Raw genomic sequence first — 16,985 nt, 5'->3', positions numbered from 1 at the left:
GCGATGACGCCCTTCGAACTAGCCTTTGCAGACCTGCCGCAGAACTGGCGGGATTGGATCATGGAGAACCTGGCGCTCGGCTGCCGGCCGCAGGATATGGTCGACGGCATGGCCGGCAGCGGCCAATTCAGCCCGGCGGCGGCGCGCGCGCTGATCGACCAGGCGCTCCAGGCGCGCGATGGCGTGGCGCCGGCACCGCAGGCCATGCCTTTCATCGACACCAGCAGCAACCGCATCGCGCTGCCCGACCGCGAGGTCGAGGTGCTGTTCGTGCTGAAAAAACCGCAGGTGATCCTGCTGGGGAATGTGCTCAGCGCGGAGGAGTGCGACGCCATCATCGCCCATTGCGGTTCGCGCTACACCCGTTCCACGGTGGCGGCGGAAGCCGACGGCGCCAGCGTGGTGCACGAGGGCCGCACTTCGGAGATGGCCTTTATCCAGCGCGGCGAGGCGGAGGTGGCCGAGCGCATCGACCGCCGGCTGGCGGCGCTGGCGCATTGGAATATCGAGTGCAGCGAGCCGTTCCAGCTGCAGAAATACGACGCCACGCAGGAGTACCGCCCGCATTACGACTGGCTCGATCCGGACAGCGCCGGCCATCGCGCGCACCTGGCGCGCGGCGGCCAGCGCTTGGCGACCTTCGTGCTGTACCTGTGCGATGTGGCGCAGGGCGGCGGCACGGTGTTTCCGAATCTGGGGCTGGAGGTGTTCCCGAAGAAGGGCAACGCGCTGTGGTTCCTCAACACCGACCACCATCACACGCCGGACCCGCAGACGCTGCACGGCGGCGCGCCGGTGGTCAGCGGCACCAAGATCATCGCCAACAAATGGCTGCGGCAGGAGCGCTACGGTTAGAATGGCGCAGACATTTTAATCGAGGTGAGTATGCGACTTGTACGTTATGGCCGTCCCGGCAAAGAAAAACCAGGTTTGATCGATGATGAAGGCAAGCTGCGCGACCTGTCCGGCGTGATCGTCGACATCGACGCGGCCACGCTGGCGCCGAAGGCGCTGCGCAAGCTGGAGAAGATCGCGCACGCCACGCTGCCGCTGGTGCGCGGCAATCCGCGCTTCGGCGTGCCGGTGGCGCGGGTGGGGAAATTCATTTGCATCGGCCTCAATTATTCCGACCATGCGGCGGAGGCGGGCATGGCGGCGCCGCAGGAGCCGATCGTGTTCATGAAGGCGATCAGCGCGCTGAATGGCCCGGATGATCCGATCATGCTGCCGCAGGGATCGAAGAAGACCGATTGGGAAGTGGAGCTGGGCATCGTGATCGGCGCGCGCGCGCAGTATGTGAGCGAGGCCGATGCGCTCAAGTTCGTGGCCGGTTATACGGTGGTCAACGATGTGTCGGAGCGCGAATATCAGCTGGAGCGCGGCGGCCAGTGGGACAAGGGCAAGGGCTGCGATACCTTCGGCCCGGTCGGCCCGTGGCTGGTGACGCAGGAGGATATCTACGACGTCCAGGATCTGGATTTGTACCTGGAGTTGAACGGCAAGCGGATGCAGACCGGGAATACCTCGACCATGATTTTCACGGTGGCGCAGATCGTCAGCTATCTGTCGAAGTTCATGACCCTGGAGCCGGGCGACGTGATCGCCACCGGCACGCCGCCCGGCGTGGGCATGGGCCGCAAGCCACAGCGCTTCCTGAAAAAGGGCGATGTGGTGCGGCTGGGGATTGCCGGCCTGGGCGAGCAGCAGGCCGAGGTCATCGTCTGGCAAGCGACGAAGTAAGCGTGTCCGCCAGGCGGCTGGTGATTTCCGCCAGTTCCGCCTCGGTGGCGATGAAGGGCGGCGCCAGCAGGATGTGGTCGCCCCGGCGGCCGTCGATGGTGCCGCCCATCGGGTAGACCATCAGGCCGCGCGCCATCGCCTCCTCCTTGACCGCCGCGTGCAGCCGTAGCGCCGGGTCGAACGGCGCTTTGCTGTCGCGCTCCGCCACCAGTTCCAGTCCGATCAAAAGCCCGCGCCCGCGGATGTCGCCCACGTGCGGGTGCTGGCCGAAGGCGTCGCGCAGCATGCGCCGCAGCGCCGCGCCGCGCACCGTGACGGCGCCCAGCAGGTTGTCGCGCTGGATGACCTTTTGCACCGCCAGCGCGGCGGCGGCGGCCACCGGGTGGCCCATGTAGGTGTGGCCGTGCTGGAAGGCGCCGCTGCCGTCGCGCAGGCGCTGCACGATGTGCGCCCGCGCCAGCACCGCGCCGATCGGCTGGTAGCCGGCCCCCAGCCCTTTGCCCAGCACCACCAGGTCCGGCAGCACGCCTTCCTGCTCGAACGCGTACAGCGTGCCGGTGCGGCCCATGCCGCACATGACTTCGTCGAGGATCAGCAGCACGCCATATTGGTCGCACAGCTTGCGCACGCCGCGGAAGTAGCCGGGCGTGGGCGGCACCGCGCCGGCGGTGGCGCCGACCACCGTTTCGGCGACGAAGCCGATGACGTTTTCCGGGCCGGCGGCCTGGATCGCTTGTTCCAGTTCGCGCAGCAGGGCGGCGGTGTAGTCTTCCGTGCTTTGGCCCTCGGCGCGGTCGCGGTATGCGTAGCAGGGCGCCACGCGCGGCACGTCGATCAGCAGCGGCGCGAACGGCTGGCGGCGCCATTCGTTGCCGCCCACGGCCAGCGCGCCGAGGGTGTTGCCGTGGTAGCTCTGGCGGCGCGCGATGAACACGCCGCGCTGCGGCTGGCCGGCTTCCAGCCAGTATTGGCGCGCCAGCTTGAGCGCGGTTTCCATGGCTTCCGAGCCGCCCGAGACCAGGTAGACGTGATCGAGGTCGCCGGGGGCGTCGGCCGCCAGCCGCGCGGCCAGGTCCTCGGCCGCCTGGCAGGTGAAGAAGGCGGTGTGGGCGTAGGCGTTGCGGTCGATCTGGGCGTGCATGGCGGCCAGCACGTCGGGGTGGGCGTGGCCCAGCGAGGAGACGGCGGCGCCGCCGCTGGCGTCGAGGTAGCGGCGGCCGGCGCTGTCGGTGACGGTGATGCCGGCGGCGTGCACGGCGACCGGTGGCGCGCGGCGCAGGTTGCGGTGGATGATGTGGCTCATGGCGTCCTTTCGGGATGGAGGGCAGACTGCCTACGTTAGCCGCGTTTGGCTTGCGCGCTTTTGATTTATCCCGGAACATGGCCGAATAATTGGAGGAGGCAGCATGGAAGACAGACTCGGAGCGATCGCGTTCGCCGACATGAGCGCGGCCCAGCAGGTGGCGGCGCAGGCGGTGATCGACGGTCCGCGCGGGGCCTTGTACGGGCCGTTCGTGCCGCTGATCCGCAGCCCGGAGCTGATGGCGGCGGCGCAGCGCATGGGCGAGTACCTGCGCTACCGCTCGGCGATCGGCACGCGCCTGACGGAATTGGCGATCCTGGTGACGGCGCGCCACTGGAGCCAGCAGGTGGAGTGGGCGATCCACGCGCCGATCGCGCGCGAGTACGGCATCGCGGAGGCGGTGATCGCGGCGATTGCGGCCGGCGAGCGGCCGGCCGCGCCATCGGCGGCGCTATTGCCCGACGAGGCGCTGGTGTATGAGTTCTGCGTGCAGCTGCAGCGGCGGCAGCGGGTGGACGATGCGACCTACGCGGCGGCGCTGGCGGCGTTCGGCGAGCATGGCGTGGTCGATTTGATGGGGATTAACGGTTACTACACGTTTCTGGCGATGGTGATGAACGCCGCGCAGACGGTGGCGCCGGCATCGCTGGCGCCACCGCTGCCGGCATTGCCGGCGTCGCAGGGATCAGGTCAGGCTTGACGGCGGCGCAGCACCACGCCCATCAGGCCCAGGCCGCCCAGCAGCATGCCGTAGGTGGCCGGTTCCGGCACGGCCGAGATGGTCAGGCTGTATTTGCCGCTGCCCTGGTACTCGGTCAGGGCGAAGGTGCCCAGTTTGAAAACCGGGCTGCTTTCGGCGCCGGTGTAGAGCTGCGAACCATCGGTGAGCAAGAGCGTGTTGGCACCGTAAAAATCGTCGATTTGCACACCGCCGCCACTTGCGCTGTTGTAGAAGTAGACGTCGGCGACGCCGATCACCGCGTCGGGGAAGCCGTCGACGTCAAACACCACAAACCCAGCCCCGAGGCTGTAGTCATCCGGCACGACGTGGGAGTCCAGTTGCCAGGTGGCCGTGTAGTCGCCGGTGACGGCGAAGTTGTACAGCGCGGCGTTGGCGACGCCGGCCCAGACGAACAATGCGGCGGCGGCGGAGGTGCGCAAGATCTGTTTCAGTTTCATTGGATAATCCTTGTAAGGTTGCCTTGGCGGAACATCAATGGACTGCGCATGTAAGCTTGCAGTGTTGTTAATATTACACCTGAATCTGAAACAGTCGTGTCACATTATTATCATATATTTATTAAAAATATGATAATTAGGTGGAATCAGGCCAGCACGCGCTTGAGCCAAGTGCTGATGTGCTCGACTTCTTCCTGGCACAGCGAGTGTTGCATCGCGTATTCGTGCCATTCGACGTTGTAGCCCCATTGCTGCAGCAGGTCGCGCGAGGCGGTGGCGCGGGCGATCGGGATCACCGGGTCCATGCGGCCGTGCACCAGGAAGATCGGCGTGGCCTTGCTTTCCGGAGTGTGCTCGGCGGCGGCCTGGGCGGCGATCGGCACGTAGCCGGACAGGCACATCAGGCCGGCCAGCGGCGTGGTCTGGCGCAGGCCGGCTTGCAGGGTCATGGCGCAGCCCTGCGAGAAGCCGGCCAGGATGATGCGGTCATTCGGGATGCCGCGCGCGTTTTCGCGCGCGATCAGGGCTTCCACCTTGAGCTGCGAGGCGCGCAGCCCGGCTTCGTCTTCCTGGCGGCCGAGGTCGGTCGCGACGATGTCGTACCAGGCGCGCATGACGTAGCCGCCGTTGATGGTGACCGGCATGGTGTCGGCGTTGGGGAAGATGAAGCGGATCGGCGGCAGGCCGGCCAGGTCCAGCTCGTGCAGCATGGGCACGAAGTCGTTGGCGTCGGCGCCCAGGCCGTGCATCCAGATGATGGACACGGTCGGGTTGGCGCCGGTTTCTTTTTCGATGGTGTGCAGCAGAGCGGTCATGCTTGTCCTTGGGCTGGGCGTATGGCGGATTTGGGGCGGAAGGTTTTGCTCACGGCCGGGTCGGTTTCCATGTAGGGCCCGCCGATCAGGTCGACGCAGTAGGGCACCGCGGCGAAGATGCCGCCGACGATCTGCTTGCCGTCGGCGTCCTTCAGGCCGCCCAGCGTTTCGGCGATGGCCTTCGGCTGGCCCGGCAGGTTCAGGATCAGGGCCGCGTGGCCGGCGCTTTCGCGGATCACGGCGGTCTGGCGCGACAGGATCGCGGTCGGCACGAAGTGCAGGCTGATCTGGCGCATTTGTTCGCCGAAACCGGGCATTTCCTTGGTGCCGACGGCCAGCGTGGCTTCGGGCGTGACGTCGCGCCGGGCCGGGCCGGTGCCGCCGGTGGTCAGGATCAGGTGGCAGCGGGCGCTATCGGCCAGCTCGGTCAGGGTGGCTTCGATCTGCGCGCGCTCGTCGGCGATCAGGCGGGTTTCCACGCGGTAGGGCGTGGTCAGGGCGCGCGCCAGCCAGTCCTGCAGCGCCGGCAGGCCGAGGTCCTGGTAGACGCCGCCGCTGGCGCGGTCGGAGATCGAGACCAGGCCGATGAGCAGCGGCGATTCCGCAGCCGGCGCGGCGGCAGGGACGGCGGGTGCGGCGGTGTTACTCGTCATCTTCTTGGTCGTCGCCTTCTTCGTCGGTTTCGCCGGCGGCTTTACGCTTGTCGGCGTCGAGCTGCTTGAGGATCTGGAAGATTTCGCGGTAGGCCTTCGGCGGCTTGTTCTCGGCCTGCTCCTTGCGGGCATTGCGGATCAAGGTGCGCAGGTGCTGCACGTCCAGTTCCGGGTGGTCCGACAGCAGGGCGGTCAGGGCGTTGTCGTCGGTCAACAGCTTCTCGCGGCGGCGCTCGAGCGCGTGCATGGCGGCCGTCTCCGACTTGGAGGCGCCTTTCCAGCTGTCGATGGCTTTCTGGATCAGCGCCACTTCCTCTTCGTCCAGGGTGCGCATCTTCTTGCCGACGAATTGCATCTGGCGGCGGCGGCCTTCGTGGTTGGTGATGGTCTGGCACATCAAGATGGCCTCGAGCACGTCCTCGGGCATCGGCACGCGTTTGACGCGGTCGCGCGGGGCGTCCACCAGGACTTCCCCCATCTTTTGCAGGGCGTTGGACTGGCGCTTGGCCTCGGATTTGGAAGGGCGTTCGTACTCTTCTTCGAATTCGGTGGAGCTGAAGCCGACGGCGCCGCGGTTAGGATTTACCATATTATTAACTTTCCGTAGGGCGCATGGCCGCGCCCTGTAAACTGTAAACGACTGCTATGATAACTGTTTTAGCGGCCACCCGAAGAAAACAGCCCATGAGCGATACCCATTTTACCCACACCCAGGACCAGTTGAAGCAGCTCGCACGCGATGTGCTGGGCTACGCCAAAGCGCAGGGCGGCACCGATTGCGCCGTCGAAATCAGCGAAGGCAGCGGCTTGTCGGTGTCGGTGCGCAAGAGCCAGATTGAGACCATTGAGCAGAACAAGGACAAGGGCATGGGGGTGACGGTGTTCATCGGCCAGCGCCGCGGCAACGCCTCGACCTCCGACTTTTCGCCGGCCGCGCTGAAGGCCACGGTGGAGGCGGCCTACAACATCGCCCGCTTCACTTCCGACGACGATTGCGCCGGCCTGGCCGACGAGGACCAGCTGGAACTCAAGCCGCGCGACCTGCAGCTGTTCTATCCATGGGAAATCTCGACCGCCGAAGCGGTGGCGCTGGCGCAGCGCGCCGAGGCGGCCGCGTTCGCCGTCGATGCGCGCGTGACCAATTCCGAAGGCGCCGGCGTGCACGTGCAGCAGTCGCATTTCGTGGCGGCCAATTCGCGCGGCTTCATCGGCGGCTATCCGTATTCGCGCCACACGCTGTCGGTGGCGCCGATCGCCGGCAAGGGCAAGCACATGCAGCGCGACGACTGGTATTCGTCGGTGCGCGATGCGTCCAAGATGTCGTCGCCGGAAGCGATCGGCCGTTACGCCGCCGAGCGCGCGCTGGCGCGCCTGCATGCGCGCACCATCGATACCCGCAACTGCCCGGTGCTGTTCGAGGCGCCGCTGGCGGCTGGTTTGCTGGGCGCTTTCGTGCAGGCCACTTCGGGCGGCGCGCTGTACCGCAAGTCGACCTTCCTGCTTGATACACTGGGCAAGCAGGTGTTGCCGAAGCACGTGCAGATTCATGAAGATCCGCACGTGGTGGGCGGCGTTGGTTCGGCGCCGTTCGATGAAGAGGGCGTGCGCACCGTCAAGCGCGATGTGGTGAAGAACGGCGTGGTGCAGGGCTACTTCCTGTCGACCTATTCGGCGCGCAAGCTGGGCATGAAGACCACCGGTAACGCCGGCGGCTCGCACAACCTGTCGCTGACGTCGTCGCTGACCAAGCCGGCCGATGATTTCGCCGGCATGCTGCGCAAGATGGGCACCGGTTTGCTGGTGACCGAGTTGATGGGGCAGGGCACCAATTATGTGACCGGCGACTATTCGCGCGGCGCGGCCGGCTACTGGGTCGAGAATGGCGTGATTCAGTATCCGGTCGAGGAGATCACCATCGCCGGCAATATGAAGGATATGCTGGCGCAGATCGTGGCGGTCGGTTCGGATGTGCTGGTGCGCGGCACCAAGCAGACCGGCTCGATCCTGATCGAGAATATGGTGGTGGCCGGCGGCTAGCCGGCCAGGCGGCTAAAGCGTGTCGGTGCTGCGGCGGGAGCGCCGGCGGCGGTTGACGCCGGGACGGCGCGGCTGCTCGCCGGCGGCAGCGCGCCAGGCACTCGCTTGCGTCCAGCCAGGCGAGGGCTCGGAAAGGCAAAGCCTATGTATATACCCGGCTACATAGTTTTTCTCAGCTTGCCGACGATCCCGCTCGGGAAGAAGTAAATCGCAAGAATGAACAAGATCCCCAGCCACAGCAGCCAACGGTCCGGATGCAGCGCGGCCTCCAACAGCGGCACGCCGGACACCGCGCCCGCCGCCTGTTCCATCAACGCCTTCAGGTAATTATTGGCGAGGATGAACAGGGCCGCGCCGATTACCGCGCCATACATGGTGCCCATGCCGCCGATCACGACGATCAGCAAAATATCCGTCATCACCTCAAAGCCCAGCGTAGTCTTCGGCCCCACATAGCGCAGCCACAATGCCAACAGCGCACCAGCCAGCGCCGCCGCCAGCGCCGCAATGCAGTTGGCGGTAATGCGGTACAACACGGTCCGATAGCCCAGCGCCTCGGCGCGGAACTCGTTTTCCCTGATGGCCTGCAGTACGCGCCCAAACGGCGAATTCACCACCCGCAGCAACAGCAGGAACAACAGCACCGCGCCGAAGAACACGATGTAGTAGGTGGTCAGCTTGCCGTATTCGGCGGCCGGCGACAGCATCTCCGGCACGCTGAAGGTGGCGCCGTCCTCGCCGCCGGTCCAGTCGGACAGCTGCGAGGCCAGCACCGCGAACGAGGACGCCACCGCCAGCGTAATCATGGCGTAGTAAATGGCGCGCACCCGCAGCGCAAACAAACCAATCAGGAAAGCCAGCACCAGTGTCAACGCCAGCGCGCCGGCCAATCCCAGCGCGAGACCGCGCCAGGTCGGTTCATCGCCCGCCAGCCCAAGACCGACGCCATACGCGCCGATACCGAAGAACATGGTATGCGCAAACGACACAATGCCGGTATAACCGAGCAGCAGGTCATACGAAGCCACCAGCACGATATAAACGCAGATGGTGGCCGCCGTATTGAGCGGCCGCGCGCCGCTGGTGATGAACGGCGCCAGCGCCAGTCCCAGCACCACCAGCACCAGCAGAAGGGACAGCGCGCGGCTGCGCGGAAGGTCGCCGGATAACAGCTTATGCAGCATCTTATTTCCTCATCAAGCCGGCCGGGCGCCACAGCAGCACGGCAAGCATCAACACGATATGGGACACCAGCGCCAGTTTCGGCGCCAGGAAGCCGGCGTAGTTGGCGGTGAGCGCCATCAGCAGCGCGCCGATGAAGCAGCCGCCGACCGAACCGAGGCCGCCGATGATGACGGTGATGAACACCATCACCATCACTTCCGCGCCCATGGAAGCGGTCAGGGTTTCCTTGTACAGGCCCCACATGATGCCGCCCAAGCCGGCCAGCGCGGAGCCGGCCGCGAACACGGCGACGAACAGGCGGCGGATGCGGTAGCCCAGCGCTTCCACCATCTCGCCGTTTTCCACGCCGGCGCGGATCAGCAATCCAAGCTTGGTGCGGTTTAAAATCAGGAACAGAGCGGCAAACACCAGCAGCCCGACCACCACCGCCAGCAGGCGGTATTTTTCAATCGCCGCGTCGCCCAGAAGGATGGAGCCGCGCAGCGCGGCGGGCAGCGGCAGCGGCACCTGTTCCGAGCCCCACACCACGTTGATCATTTGCTCGACCACGATCATGCCGCCCATGGTGATCAGGATCTGCTTCAGGTGCTGGCCGTATACCGGCTTGATGATGATGCGCTCGAACACCAGGCCGAGGACGGCGGTGACGGCCATCGCCATCAGCACCGCCAGCCCCAGCGCGCTGAGGTTCATCAGCAGCGAGTCGGCCTCCAGCCAGCCTTTCATCGGCAGCAGCACCAGCGTGGCGGCAAACGCGCCCACCGAGACGAAGGCGCCGTGGCCGAAGTTCAGCACGTCCATCAGGCCGAACACCAGCGTCAGGCCGCTGGACATGATGAAGATCATCATGCCCATCGCCAGGCCGGCCACGGTCAGGGTGACCCAGGTCGGTGCGCTGCCCACCAACGGCAGCATGGCCAGCATCAGCAGCGGCACCAGCAGCAGCGGGGCGTAGTCGCGCGGCAGGGAAGGCAAGGAAGTTTCGCTCACGGTCGCTCCTTATTGGTGGGCATCGAGGGCCAGGCCGAGCAGGCGTTCCTGCAGGGCGCGGTCGGCGGCCAGTTCGGCCATGCTGCCGCTGTGGACCACGCGGCCGTCGTCCATCACGGCCACGGTGTCGCCCAGCTTGCGCACGAAGTTGAAGTTCTGTTCGACCAGCAGCACGGTGGTATTCCCTTTCAGCTGGCGGATCGCTTCGGCCAGGTTGTCGATGATGGCCGGCGCCAGGCCCTTGGTCGGCTCGTCGATCAGCAGCAGCTCGCGCGGCTCGACGATGGCGCGGGCGATCGCCACCATCTGTTTCTGGCCGCCCGACAGGTTGCCGGCCGGGTAGTGCCAGAATTTCTTCAGCGCCGGGAAAAAGCTGAAGATCCACTCCAGACGCGCCTCGTCCATCGCCCCGCCGCGCGCCGCCAGATACAGGTTCTCGCGCACCGTCAGGCCGCCGAAGACGGCCATCGATTCCGGCACATAGGCGATGCCGGCCTGCGCGATGGCCGGCGTCGGCAGCGCCGTGATGTCGCGGCCGTTGAAGTGGACTTTGCCGGCACTGGCCCGCCACAGGCCCATGATGGTGCGCAGGGTGGTGGTCTTGCCGGCGCCGTTGCGGCCCAGCAGCACGGCCAGCCCGCCGCGCGGCACCACCAGGTCCACGCCTTGCAGGATGTGGTATTCGCCGATATGGGTATGCACGCCGGATAAGGTCAAGAGGGCGTCAGTCATGGGTTGCGCTTCCAAGGTAGGCTTCCCGCACGATGGCGGAGGACATCACGGCGGCCGGTTCGCCGTCCGCCACCAGCGCGCCGTGGTGCAGCACGATGATGCGGTCGGCCAGCGCGCGCACCACGTCCATCTTGTGCTCGACCAGCAGCACGGCGCGCTGGCGCTCGGCCTTGACCTGATGGATCAGGTCCAGCACCACCGGCACCTCGTCCACGCTCATGCCGGCGGTCGGCTCGTCGAACATCATCACCTGCGGTTCCAGCGCCAGCAGGATGGCCACCTCCAGCTTGCGCTTGTCGCCGTGCGACAGGGCGGCGACGGCGGTGTCGCGGCGGCCGGCCATGGCCACCCGCTCCAGGTAATGGTCGGCGCGCGCGATCAGCTCCTTGTGGCTGGACCAGATCGACCACAGCTTCATGCCGGCGTTGGCGTGCGCCTGCACCGCCAGCCGCACGTTCTCGTGCACCGTCAGGTGCGGGAACAGATTGGTCAGCTGGAAGGCGCGGCCTATGCCCTGGCGGGTGCGGTGCGCCGGCCCGCTGCGCGTGATGTCCTCGCCGCGCAGCAGCACCTGGCCGCTGGTGGCCGGCAGCTGGCCGGAGATCAGGTTGAAGTAGGTGGTTTTCCCTGCGCCGTTGGGGCCGACGATCACCGTCAGCTGGCCGGCGTGGAAATCCGCGCTGACGTTGTCGACGGCCGTGTGGCCGCCGAAGCGTATCGTCAGCGCGCGGGTGGACAGCAATGGCGTCATCGTTCAGCGCTTGTTCTTGACCGGCAGTGGCAGCTCGGAGGCCGGAATCTCACGCACCAGCTCCAGTAGATCCCACTCGTTCTTCTGCTCCGTCTTGATGCGGAAGTGGTACATCGGCTGGATGGCCTGGTGGTCTTCCTTGCGGAAGCTCATCTTGCCCTTCGGCGTCTCGAACTCCATGCCTTCCATGGCGGCGATCAGCTTGTTGGTGTCGCCGCCGCCGGCCTTGCTCAGGGCCGTGAACACGGCGCTGGCGGCGGTGAAGCCGCCGGCGGTGAACATGTCGGGCGGCGATTTATAGCGCTTGGTATGCTCGGCCACCAGCCAGTCGTTCATCTTGTTTTTCGGGAAATCGTAGTAGTAATAAATCGTGCCCTCGGTGCCGGAGAAGGACTTCCAGGTCTTCAGCACCGGCAGGATATTGCCGCCCGGCGCCAGCGTGATGCCATAGCGCTCCGGCTTCATGTCGGCGATCTTGTTCATCGGATTCGGCCCGGCCCAGATGATGGCCAGCACGCGCGGCTGCGGCTTGTCCTTGAGCGCATCGAACAGGCGCTGGGCCGAGGCGGTGAAGTCGGTGGCGGTCTGCGGCGCGTACTCCTCGTGCACCACCTTGGCCTTGCTGCCGGTCAGCGTCAACGCCTCCTTGGCGGCCTTGATGGCGTCCTTGCCGAAAGCGTAGTCCTGGGCCAGGAACCCGACGCTGCCCTGCTTGAAGGTGGACGCCGCCGCCAGCCCGTCCTGCATCGAGCTGCGCGCGGTGCGGAAGATGTAGCGGTTCCATTTCTCGGCGGTGATGGCGTCGGCCACGGCCGGCTCCACCACCAGCACCTTCTTGTACTCCGCCGCCACCGGCAGCATGGCGATGGCCGAGCCGGAGGAACTGGTGCCGACCGCGATATCGACCTTGTCGTCGCCATAGGCCTCGGCCAGCAGCGTGCGGCCCAGGTCAGGCTTGCTCTGGTCGTCCTTGACGATCACCTTCAGCTTGCGGCCGTTGATCTCCATCTTGCCGCCGGTGAGATATTCAAGCCCCATCATGAAACCGGTCTCGGTCTCCTTGGCATACGGCTCCAGGATGCCGGTCTTGCCGGCGATGAGGGCGACCTTCAGGTCTTGCGCGGACGCCAGCAGCGGCGCCGCCGCAAGCAGCAGGGGTATCAGTTTACGCATGGTTGTCTCCGTTATTTTTTTAAGGCGAATCTATCTATGGTAGTTCAATCGACGCCGGCGAGGAAGCTGCGCAGCGCCTCCTGTGCTTCCGGTTCGTCCAGCATCGGCGCGTGGCCGACGTTGGGCACCTCGGCGTAGCGCATGCGCGGCGCGGCGGCGCGCATGGCGCCGGCCTGCGCCGGCTCCACCAGGTCCGACAGCGCGCCGCGTATCAGCATGGTCGGACGGCGCCACGCCAGGTTGCGGAAAGCGAATTGCGCCAGCATCGAATGCGAGCGGATCTTGTTGGTGCGCACCGGGATGGCGATGTTTGGATCGTAGCGCAGCTGCAGCTTGCCGTCCGCCGCCTCGGCGAAGGCGCGCTGCGCCCAGCGCCGCCACTCCTCGTCGCTGTTGGCGGGGAAGGCGTAGGCGTTGATGTCGCGGATATAAGCGGTCGCCTGGTCCCAATCCGCCACCGCGCCGCCGCGTCCCGCGTAGCCGGCGATGCGCTGCAGGCCGCGCGGCGACAAGGTCGGGCCGACGTCGTTCAGCACCGCCGCCGCCACCAGGTCCGGGCGGCGCATAGCCAGCGTCATGGTGATCAAGCCGCCCATCGAAGTGCCGATGAACACCGCGCGCGCGATGCCCAGCTTGCGCGCCAGCTGCGCCACGTCGTTGGCGTACACCGGCAGCATATAGCGCTGCGGCTGCGGATCGTAATCCGAGTTGCCGCGGCCGCGCACATCCACGGCGATCACGCGTCGGCCCTGGGCCGCGATGATAGGCGCGATGTCCTCGAAGTCGGCCGAATTGCGGGTCAGCCCGTGGATGCAGATCACGGGCAGGCACGCCGCGCCGCCGTGGGCGTGGTAGTCGCGTGCGTACAGGCGCAGGCCGTCGTCGCTCAGGTAGCTGATGTCGGAATACATGGTCCTTGTGGGCAGCGTGGCAGGAAGGGCCAGTGTGCGCGAAACGGCGGCCGCCGCAAACCCGCCGGCACGCCCACCGTGTGTGCATTTATGCACAGTCGCCCCCAGTGTCGTTGCCACGGCGTGGTGCATTGATGCACAATGGCCGCATGAAAATTCTGCCCGAATGGACCGACATGCGCTTCTTCCTGGAGCTCGCGCGCTCCGGAACCTTGTCCGGCGCCTCGCGCCGGATGGAGGTCGAGCACACCACCGTCGCGCGCCGCATCGACCGCCTCGAGCAGCAGCTGGGCGCCACCCTGTTCGACCGCTCGCGCGAAGGCTACGAGCTGACCGAAATGGGCCAGGCCGTGCTGCCGCATGCGGAGGCGATGGAAAGCGCGGTGCTGGCGGCGCAGGGCCAGCTGTCCGGCACCGAAGTGGCGGTGCGCGGCGTGGTGCGCCTCGGGGTGCCGGAAGCGCTGGGAGTGCGCTACATCGCGCCGCTGCTGGGCCGCTTCCTGCGCGACTATCCCGACCTGTCGGTCGATCTGCTGGTGCAGCCGCGCTTCGCCAACCTGGCCAACCGCGAGGCCGACCTCGGCGTGACCCTGGACGCGCCCAACACCGGCCGCTACATGGTCACGCGCCTGGTCAGCTTCCGCCTGTACGTGTTCGCCTCGCCCGACTACCTGGCGCGCCATCCGCCGATCCGCCGCCGCGCCGACCTGATGGGGCACGACTTCGTCGATTACGTGCAGGACCGCCTGGCCAGCCACGAGCTGCAATTCCTGGACGAACTGGGGGTGCAGCCGCGCCGCCGGCTGTGCTGCACCGGCATGCTGGCGCAGGCCGAAGCGGCGGCGGCGGGACTGGGATTGATGATGGCGCCGCCCTACATCGCCAACGACGGCCGGCTGGTGCCGGTGCTGCAGGACGAGATCTGGGTGGAGCGCGCCTACTGGCTGGTGGCGCCGCAGGATTTATACCGTTTGCCACGGGTGCGCGCGGTGTGGAATATGCTGCGCGACTTCGCCGAAACGCAGCCGGAGCTGTTCGCCTTGCCGGGAGCCGCGCCCGCCGCCACCTAGCGTGACGTGCGGCGGGCGCGCTCCGGCCTTTAGAACTTGTACGACGCGGTCAGCTTGTAGGTGCGCGGATCGCCATAGAAGCTGGTGACGGAGTTGAAGTAGCCGCCGAAGGCGTAGCCGGCCACCTTGTAATGCTTGTCCGTCAGGTTGCGCCCGTGCAGGCCGACCTGGATGCGGCGGTCGGAACTGGTCCACACCAGGCCCGCGTCCCACAGCGTGTAGCCGCTCTGCGCCAGCATCAGGTTCTGCGGCACCAGCGCGTCGAGCGAAGCGACGCCGGCGGTGCGCACGATCTCGGCCTGATACACCTTGTCCTTGTACGACAGGCTGTTGTTCAGGCTCAGCGAACCGGCGCGGCCGCCGACGGCCAGCGGCCACTCGTAGCTGGCCGACAGGTTGGCCGACATCTTCGGCGTGTTCTGGAACTCGGCGCTGCCGGCCACGTTCACCAGATTGGCGCCGCTGGCCACCATCCACTCCTTGTACTCGGCATCGATGTAGCTCAGCATGCCGTTGACGGTGAGGCGCTCGGTCACGCGGGCGATCGCCTCCAGCTCCAGGCCACTGAGCTTGGCCTTGCCGGCGTTGGTCAGAGTGCCGGCGAAGCCGTTCACCTTGCCAGCCGCGTCGTAGGTCGGAATCGAACCGGCGATCTGCACGTTCTTGTAGTCGGTGTAGAAGGCGGCGACGTTGGTCTGCAGGCGGCCGCCGTTGACCGACGACTTCAGGCCGATCTCATAGGTGGTCACTTCCTCCGGCTTGACGCCGGCGCGCTTCTGCAGCGAGGCCGGGGTATTCGGACCGCCCGACGCCGCCAGGTCCATGCGCGGATCGAACATGCCGCCCTTGATGCCGGCCGAATAAGTGCCGTAGACATTGTGCTCGGGCGCCAGCTTCCAGCCGAAACCGACCTTCGGCGTGAACTTGGTGTCTTCGCGGTGCAGGTCGTTCTTGCCCAGGTCCGTATTGGCGGCCAGGCCGACGGCGGCCGGATTGCCCAGCGTCGGCGAACCGGTCAGGCCGACGTAGGTGCGCTTGTAGATGGCGGCCTTGCGCTGGTCGTCGGTCCAGCGTCCGCCGACGCTGACGTTGAAGGTATCGGACACGGTGTAGCTGGCGTCGGCGTAGGCGGCCCAGGTCTTGGAATCGATATCGTCGCGGGTGTACAGCGACAGGCCGCCGGCGGCGTTGTACAACACGTCGAACTCATTGAAGGCGTTGGTCTTCATATAGAACACGCCGGCCACGCCCTGCCACTTGCTGCCGGTGTAGGTGAGCTGGAATTCCTGGCTGTCCTGCTTATCCTTGTAGATGGTCGGCGCCTCGAACAGCGGCGTCTCCAGCGAATCGAAGTCCATCGGCGCGTAGGACTTGGACTGGCGGTGCGCGGTGACCGACTTGAAGGTGGTCTCGGGCGTCAGGTTGTACTCGATGTTGAGCGAACCGCCGGAAGTGGTCACCTGCGCCTTGTGGCCCAGCACCGAATACAGGTTGGAGCGGGTGTCGTAGACGTTGTCGAGCACACCCTGGCCGGCGGCTGGACCGGCCAGCAGGCGGTGGCCCTGCTTGGGCAGCGAGTTGTCGCGCGTGTAGTCGGCGGTGAAGCGGATGAACAGATCGCTGTTCGGCGTCAGCTCGGCGCTGACGCGGGCCGCGCCGACGTCCTTGTTGTAGTTGTCCTGGCCGGTCAACACGTTCTTGCCGAAGCCGTCGCGGTTGAAGGTGCCGACGGTGGCGCCGACGCGCAGCATGTCGTTGATCGGCGTGCTGCCCTTGACCACCAGGTCGGCCTGGCCGTAGTTGCCGACCGCGCCCTTGAGCTCCAGGGTCGGATTGGCCGACAGTTTGCGGGTCACGTACTTGACGGCGCCGCCGATGGTGTTGCGGCCGTACAGCGTGCCTTGCGGGCCGCGCAGCACCTCGATGCGTTCGAGGTCGTAGATATCGGTCAGCGCGCCTTGCGGGCGGGCCAGGTAGACGTCGTCGAGGTAGATGCCGACGCCCTGCTCGTAGCCGGCCACCGGGTCTTGCTGGCCGATGCCGCGGATGAAGGCGGTCAGCGTGGTGTTGGTGGCGCGCGAGGATTTCAGCGTGGTGTTGGGGATGATGTCGGTCAGCGCGGTGATGTCGGGCAGCGCCATTTTCTCCAGCTGGGCGCCGGACAGCGCGCTGACGGCGCCGGGCACGTCCTGGATCAGCTCCGCGCGCTTGCGGGCGGTGACGATCACTTTCTCGACGGCGCCGTCGGCGGTGGCCGCAGCAGCGGCGCCGGCGGCATCCTGCGCGGCGGCCGGCGTGGCCGGTGCGGCCGCCGCCTCCTCGGCCTGGGCGACCATCGCCGGCAGGGCCAGCATCACGGCTGCGACGCAGCGGCGCAGGGGGAACGTCTGTGGTGACATACGCATTTTTATCTCCATTGTTTTGTTTATGCGATGGAGTGTGCATC

Annotated in this window: 17 protein-coding genes; 5 read left to right on the top strand and 12 right to left on the bottom strand. The window is 66.5% G+C overall.

The annotated features are described in order from the left end of the window. Nucleotides 1–3: 3 nt before the first annotated feature. Nucleotides 4–855, top strand: coding sequence for a 2OG-Fe(II) oxygenase (locus tag ACXZ1M_RS09880; RefSeq protein WP_459052989.1), 852 nt, complete (start codon nucleotides 4–6; stop codon nucleotides 853–855). 30 nt (nucleotides 856–885) lie between these two features. Then, a complete protein-coding gene (locus tag ACXZ1M_RS09875) occupies nucleotides 886–1,740 on the top strand; it encodes a fumarylacetoacetate hydrolase family protein (RefSeq protein WP_459052988.1) in 855 nt (284 codons plus the stop codon). On the opposite strand, the gene ACXZ1M_RS09870 is transcribed toward ACXZ1M_RS09875, so the two are convergent. After that, a complete protein-coding gene (locus ACXZ1M_RS09870; RefSeq protein ID WP_459052987.1) occupies nucleotides 1,715–3,043 on the bottom strand; it encodes an aspartate aminotransferase family protein in 1,329 nt (442 codons plus the stop codon). The two genes, ACXZ1M_RS09875 and ACXZ1M_RS09870, sit on opposite strands and share 26 nt — an antisense overlap. Before the next feature lie 103 nt (nucleotides 3,044–3,146). Here ACXZ1M_RS09870 and ACXZ1M_RS09865 point away from each other — a divergent pair, with 103 nt between their 5' ends. Continuing rightward, nucleotides 3,147–3,743 (top strand): carboxymuconolactone decarboxylase family protein, encoded by a 597-nt coding sequence (locus tag ACXZ1M_RS09865; RefSeq protein WP_459052986.1) that lies wholly within the window; start codon nucleotides 3,147–3,149, stop codon nucleotides 3,741–3,743. On the opposite strand, the gene ACXZ1M_RS09860 is transcribed toward ACXZ1M_RS09865, so the two are convergent. From ACXZ1M_RS09860 to yjgA, 4 genes are all read right to left on the bottom strand, one after another. Then, a complete protein-coding gene (locus ACXZ1M_RS09860) occupies nucleotides 3,734–4,222 on the bottom strand; it encodes a PEP-CTERM sorting domain-containing protein (protein WP_459052985.1) in 489 nt (162 codons plus the stop codon). The two genes, ACXZ1M_RS09865 and ACXZ1M_RS09860, sit on opposite strands and share 10 nt — an antisense overlap. Nucleotides 4,223–4,368: 146 nt before the next feature. Further along, nucleotides 4,369–5,037: an alpha/beta hydrolase gene (locus tag ACXZ1M_RS09855; protein ID WP_459052984.1), complete on the bottom strand. Its 669-nt coding sequence runs from the start codon at nucleotides 5,035–5,037 to the stop codon at nucleotides 4,369–4,371. Next, complete coding sequence (gene mog, locus ACXZ1M_RS09850) at nucleotides 5,034–5,690, bottom strand: molybdopterin adenylyltransferase (protein ID WP_459052983.1); 657 nt, start codon at nucleotides 5,688–5,690, stop codon at nucleotides 5,034–5,036. Before mog ends, ACXZ1M_RS09855 begins: the two co-directional genes overlap by 4 nt. After that, entirely contained in the window at nucleotides 5,680–6,279 is a 600-nt protein-coding gene (gene yjgA / locus ACXZ1M_RS09845; RefSeq protein WP_459052982.1) for a ribosome biogenesis factor YjgA, read from the bottom strand. The genes mog and yjgA overlap by 11 nt, the downstream gene beginning before the upstream one ends. Nucleotides 6,280–6,374: 95 nt before the next feature. Between yjgA and pmbA the strand changes: the two genes are divergently transcribed. After that, nucleotides 6,375–7,727 (top strand): metalloprotease PmbA, encoded by a 1,353-nt coding sequence (gene pmbA, locus ACXZ1M_RS09840; protein ID WP_459052981.1) that lies wholly within the window; start codon nucleotides 6,375–6,377, stop codon nucleotides 7,725–7,727. A 158-nt stretch (nucleotides 7,728–7,885) separates the two neighbouring features. Here the strand turns inward: pmbA and ACXZ1M_RS09835 are convergent, their stop codons facing one another. From ACXZ1M_RS09835 to ACXZ1M_RS09810, 6 genes are all read right to left on the bottom strand, one after another. Continuing rightward, complete coding sequence (locus ACXZ1M_RS09835; protein ID WP_459052980.1) at nucleotides 7,886–8,911, bottom strand: branched-chain amino acid ABC transporter permease; 1,026 nt, start codon at nucleotides 8,909–8,911, stop codon at nucleotides 7,886–7,888. A gap of 1 nt (nucleotide 8,912) precedes the next feature. Next, nucleotides 8,913–9,836 (bottom strand): branched-chain amino acid ABC transporter permease, encoded by a 924-nt coding sequence (locus ACXZ1M_RS09830; RefSeq protein WP_459053992.1) that lies wholly within the window; start codon nucleotides 9,834–9,836, stop codon nucleotides 8,913–8,915. Between the two features lie 75 nt (nucleotides 9,837–9,911). Further along, nucleotides 9,912–10,634: an ABC transporter ATP-binding protein gene (locus ACXZ1M_RS09825; protein WP_459052979.1), complete on the bottom strand. Its 723-nt coding sequence runs from the start codon at nucleotides 10,632–10,634 to the stop codon at nucleotides 9,912–9,914. Next, on the bottom strand, nucleotides 10,627–11,376 hold the full coding sequence (locus ACXZ1M_RS09820) for an ABC transporter ATP-binding protein (RefSeq protein ID WP_459053991.1): 750 nt from the start codon (nucleotides 11,374–11,376) through the stop codon (nucleotides 10,627–10,629). Before ACXZ1M_RS09820 ends, ACXZ1M_RS09825 begins: the two co-directional genes overlap by 8 nt. 12 nt (nucleotides 11,377–11,388) lie before the next feature. Next, a complete protein-coding gene (locus ACXZ1M_RS09815; protein ID WP_459052978.1) occupies nucleotides 11,389–12,558 on the bottom strand; it encodes a substrate-binding domain-containing protein in 1,170 nt (389 codons plus the stop codon). Between the two features lie 44 nt (nucleotides 12,559–12,602). After that, nucleotides 12,603–13,469 (bottom strand): alpha/beta fold hydrolase, encoded by an 867-nt coding sequence (locus ACXZ1M_RS09810; RefSeq protein ID WP_459052977.1) that lies wholly within the window; start codon nucleotides 13,467–13,469, stop codon nucleotides 12,603–12,605. Nucleotides 13,470–13,618: 149 nt separating this feature from the next. Here ACXZ1M_RS09810 and ACXZ1M_RS09805 point away from each other — a divergent pair, with 149 nt between their 5' ends. After that, nucleotides 13,619–14,539, top strand: a complete 921-nt coding sequence (locus ACXZ1M_RS09805) for a LysR family transcriptional regulator (RefSeq protein ID WP_459052976.1) — start codon at nucleotides 13,619–13,621, stop codon at nucleotides 14,537–14,539. 29 nt (nucleotides 14,540–14,568) lie between these two features. On the opposite strand, the gene ACXZ1M_RS09800 is transcribed toward ACXZ1M_RS09805, so the two are convergent. Then, nucleotides 14,569–16,944: a TonB-dependent receptor gene (locus ACXZ1M_RS09800; protein ID WP_459052975.1), complete on the bottom strand. Its 2,376-nt coding sequence runs from the start codon at nucleotides 16,942–16,944 to the stop codon at nucleotides 14,569–14,571. Nucleotides 16,945–16,985 lie beyond the last annotated feature (41 nt).

It is taken from the genome of Duganella paludis, assembly GCF_054461335.1.
Note: the sequence above shows the minus strand (reverse complement) of the source record. Positions and strands in the feature narration are given on the sequence as shown.

Excerpts from the sequence above, each read along its gene's own strand:
- ACXZ1M_RS09880 (WP_459052989.1), top strand. The coding sequence starts at position 4 with ATGACGCCCTTCGAACTAGCCTTTGCAGACCTGCCGCAGAACTGGCGG.
- ACXZ1M_RS09875 (WP_459052988.1), top strand. The coding sequence starts at position 886 with ATGCGACTTGTACGTTATGGCCGTCCCGGCAAAGAAAAACCAGGTTTG.
- ACXZ1M_RS09870 (WP_459052987.1), bottom strand. The coding sequence starts at position 3,043 with ATGAGCCACATCATCCACCGCAACCTGCGCCGCGCGCCACCGGTCGCC.
- ACXZ1M_RS09865 (WP_459052986.1), top strand. The coding sequence starts at position 3,147 with ATGGAAGACAGACTCGGAGCGATCGCGTTCGCCGACATGAGCGCGGCC.
- ACXZ1M_RS09860 (WP_459052985.1), bottom strand. The coding sequence starts at position 4,222 with ATGAAACTGAAACAGATCTTGCGCACCTCCGCCGCCGCCGCATTGTTC.
- ACXZ1M_RS09855 (WP_459052984.1), bottom strand. The coding sequence starts at position 5,037 with ATGACCGCTCTGCTGCACACCATCGAAAAAGAAACCGGCGCCAACCCG.
- mog (WP_459052983.1), bottom strand. The coding sequence starts at position 5,690 with ATGACGAGTAACACCGCCGCACCCGCCGTCCCTGCCGCCGCGCCGGCT.
- yjgA (WP_459052982.1), bottom strand. The coding sequence starts at position 6,279 with ATGGTAAATCCTAACCGCGGCGCCGTCGGCTTCAGCTCCACCGAATTC.
- pmbA (WP_459052981.1), top strand. The coding sequence starts at position 6,375 with ATGAGCGATACCCATTTTACCCACACCCAGGACCAGTTGAAGCAGCTC.
- ACXZ1M_RS09835 (WP_459052980.1), bottom strand. The coding sequence starts at position 8,911 with ATGCTGCATAAGCTGTTATCCGGCGACCTTCCGCGCAGCCGCGCGCTG.
- ACXZ1M_RS09830 (WP_459053992.1), bottom strand. The coding sequence starts at position 9,836 with ATGCTGGCCATGCTGCCGTTGGTGGGCAGCGCACCGACCTGGGTCACC.
- ACXZ1M_RS09825 (WP_459052979.1), bottom strand. The coding sequence starts at position 10,634 with ATGACTGACGCCCTCTTGACCTTATCCGGCGTGCATACCCATATCGGC.
- ACXZ1M_RS09815 (WP_459052978.1), bottom strand. The coding sequence starts at position 12,558 with ATGCGTAAACTGATACCCCTGCTGCTTGCGGCGGCGCCGCTGCTGGCG.
- ACXZ1M_RS09810 (WP_459052977.1), bottom strand. The coding sequence starts at position 13,469 with ATGTATTCCGACATCAGCTACCTGAGCGACGACGGCCTGCGCCTGTAC.
- ACXZ1M_RS09805 (WP_459052976.1), top strand. The coding sequence starts at position 13,619 with ATGAAAATTCTGCCCGAATGGACCGACATGCGCTTCTTCCTGGAGCTC.
- ACXZ1M_RS09800 (WP_459052975.1), bottom strand. The coding sequence starts at position 16,944 with ATGCGTATGTCACCACAGACGTTCCCCCTGCGCCGCTGCGTCGCAGCC.